Origin of the sequence: Accumulibacter sp. (genome assembly GCF_029255125.1) — a bacterium.
Taxonomy (GTDB): domain Bacteria; phylum Pseudomonadota; class Gammaproteobacteria; order Burkholderiales; family Rhodocyclaceae; genus Accumulibacter.
This window is the reverse complement of the sequence record NZ_JAPUVR010000095.1, coordinates 1-3,073: the sequence shown is the minus strand read 5'-3', so window position 1 is coordinate 3,073 and position 3,073 is coordinate 1. Positions and strand designations below refer to the sequence as shown.

Below are 3,073 nucleotides of genomic sequence, written 5' to 3'. Positions count from 1 at the left end.
TCCTTGAACTCCGAGGCATCCATCTTGCCGCGCAGGATGTCGGCGGCCTTGAACAGGTGGCGCTCCAGTTGAGGCAGGGTCAGGGGCATCGGTGATCTTCCGGATTCGTCATGCCTCGCCTTCCCGGTTCAGCAGTTCGAGGCAGGCAGTGTATTCGTAGATGCGGTTGCGCTTCATGCCGGTCACTTCGCGCACCAGGCCGAGCGCGATCATCGCGTCGAGCATCTTGCCCACGGTGTGCGGGCTCTGGCCGGTGACAGCGCCGATGGCGGGAATGGTGCTCATCGGGCGGGCGAACAGGGCCTGGTGCACCGGCAGCGCCGACGCGGCAACGCGGCCCAGGCTGCGGATGCGCTCGCGGTCGGCCTCGCCGAGGGCGTTGAGCGCCTTGGCGGTGTCCACGGCCTGCGCGGCCGAGTAACGTACGGCGGTGGCGAAGAACCACAGCCATTCCTCCCAGTCGCCGTGCAGGCGCACCCGCTGCAGCATCTCGTAGTAGTTGCTGCGGTAGGTCTTGAAGTACAACGACAGGTACAGCAGCGGCTCGCGCAGCACGCCCTCGTGCACCAGGATCAGCGGGATCAGCAAGCGACCCAGGCGCCCGTTGCCGTCCAGGTAGGGGTGGATGGTCTCGAACTGCACGTGCGAGAGCGCCGCCTTGATCAGCGCCGAGTGGCGGATCGGCTGGTCGTTGAGGAACTTTTCCAGGTCGGACAGGCAGTCGCCCAGGCGCTGCGGCGGTGGCGGCACGAAGCTTGCGCGTGCCGGCGACGGGCCACCGATCCAGTTCTGCGTCCGGCGCACCTCGCCCGGGGCCTTGCCGATGCCGCGACCGTGGGTCATCAGCTTGGCGTGCATCTCGTTCATCAGCCGGGTGCACAGCGGCAGGCCGCCCTTGAGCAGGGCCAGGCCGTGTTCGAGTGCTGCGACGTAGCAGGAGACCTCGCGCACGTCGTCGAGCGGCACGCGGGGCGCGCCCGCGGCCTCGTAGAGCATCAGGTCCGCGAGTGACGATTGCGTGCCCTCGATCTGCGAGGACATCACCGCCTCCTTGCGCACGTAGCTGTAGAGGAATACAGAGATCTCGGGTAACAGCACGCTGACGCTATCGAGCCGGCCGAGTACCAGATGGGCTTCGTCCAGTCGTTCCTGAAGGCTGGCGTCGACGCTCAGCGACGGGTCGGGCGGCAGGGGCGCAGGCACGAACGCGCGGCAGGTTTCGCCTGCCGCGACTGAGGTTTCGTAGGTGCCAGTGAGGCCGCGCTCCATGGGTGGGCCTTTGCAGTAAGAGGCGCCGGTTATTGCACGAATGCACGTTTTGTGCAATAGCAACGAAGAACAAATGCAGTTCGCGCCTTGGCTTCGATCCCGTCTTCAAGATGAAGTTGAAGACCCAGCGCACGATCGCCCCTCCAGGCAGCAGCCCGCCCGCTCGCGTGTCCAGCGTAGCGGCGCCGAGGGTTCGCTTTGCCGGGCTTCGCCCGCCCTTGACCCCGCCCCAGTGCTTCTTGAATACCCCGAGATGAAACACCCCTGTTTCCCCTCAAACAGCGACGGTCATTACAGGACTGACAAGACGTCTCTTCCGTCGGTCAGCTCGTAGCCCGGATAACCGCCGGGCCTGCCGCGCAGCGGGCCGCCACTTTGGTACGCAGCTTCACCGGGCTTTGCGCTAGAACGTTGCGCATCAGATGCACCTGACACCGTTGCCGCGTGGCTCCCTGAAACTGCTTGGCGATCGCCTGCGTCAGCCCGCTATGCTCGTCGGAGACGACAAACAGCACCCCCTTCAGACCATAAGCTTTCAGCCATCGAAAAGTCTTGTCGCGGGTGACGAAACTTTCGCTGTCGCCGATCTGGACACCCAGAAGCTCCCGATACCCGTCGCTCCGAACGCCCGAGAGGATCAGCGCCGCTCGTCGAGCGACCCGCTCGTCGTCCCGGCTCTTGATAAACAAAGCGTCCACCAGAACGAACGGGTAGTCCCCCGGCAACACTCGCTCATTGAACACCCGCACGCGAACCTCCAGGCGCGCACACAGCGTGCACACCGGCGATTTCAAGAAAGTGCAGGCAGAAAACCGGATTTTGCTCAGACGGCGGTTCTGAACTCTTCGATGTAGCCGCGTATCTCACCAGGAATTCTGCCGCATTCGAACATCCGACGAGCAAGCGCTGCCCGCCGTTCGTCAAACCTGATTCGCGTCCGGTGACTGATGTACTTGAGGGAAGCCTAGCCATCGAGCATCCGAAGCAGGCGCTCCCAACGCACCTCGGGAGGCGCGCTCGGCACGTCGAACCGGTCGACCCCTTGACGCGCGTTGCTCATCGCGTCGCCAGGATCGTCCAGCCCCTGCTTTCGCAGCAGCTCCTGCAGCGCAGCAGTCAGCTCAGCGCCATCCTTTGCAGGATTGCAGCCGAAACCCGGTGCGGGCGCTGTAAGGTTCGCAGCCCTGGCCGCAATACTTGCTGCTGCTTTGTCCTTCAGCTCGCTCGCGCAGCCAAGGCAGGAGGTGAGCACCGACGCTGCGGTATGCGCCGAGGTCATTTTTTCATCGTTGGCCTCAGTCCGCATGGTATCGGGATCCAGCAGGTAGTTCTCCAGTTCCCAACGCAGCAGCACGCGGATATGGGCGCCGTACGGTCGGGCAGTTGAAAACGCGTCGTCCTCGTACTCCCACCACAGGCACCAATTCTGATCGGCGAGGAGCACGTCCCGATCAAACAGCCCGTAAGCCTTGATCCCGTTACTTCGCGCGTCACTCACCAGGTCGATGACCGCCCTGCACCCGCCTCCGCCGCTTCCCGATCCATACGAATCGGCTGCCTGGAAGCAGATGTCCTGCCCCTCGTCAAAGAACCAGCATTTATGAATGATCTCGAAGTCCTCGGCCGACTCGAGAAAGACGACTACTCCTCCCCTCTGCTTTAGAACGAGTTGGTCGGCGTCTGTTACGTCTTCCCCTACCAGAGGCCTGAGGCGCTCGCTCATCGCGCGAACGGAGAGTCCTTGAGAAGGAAGTGTTTCTGAAGGAGGCTGGGACGCTTTGAGAGTAGGGAGGGCTGGAGCACC

The 3,073-nt window shown here is 63.5% G+C and carries 3 protein-coding genes; all 3 read right to left on the bottom strand.

All coding sequences use genetic code 11. The features are described 5' to 3' along the window. Positions 1-108: 108 nt before the first annotated feature. The gene (locus tag Q1L59_RS07845; protein ID WP_300330471.1) at positions 109-1,269 is read right to left on the bottom strand and encodes a Fic family protein; all 1,161 of its coding nucleotides are present in this window, start codon (positions 1,267-1,269) and stop codon (positions 109-111) included. Between the two features lie 323 nt (positions 1,270-1,592). Further along, positions 1,593-2,063 (bottom strand): transposase, encoded by a 471-nt coding sequence (locus Q1L59_RS07840; protein WP_300330468.1) that lies wholly within the window; start codon positions 2,061-2,063, stop codon positions 1,593-1,595. Positions 2,064-2,233: 170 nt separating this feature from the next. After that, on the bottom strand, positions 2,234-3,073 hold an 840-nt coding region (locus tag Q1L59_RS07835; RefSeq protein WP_300330466.1), incomplete at its 5' end, for a hypothetical protein.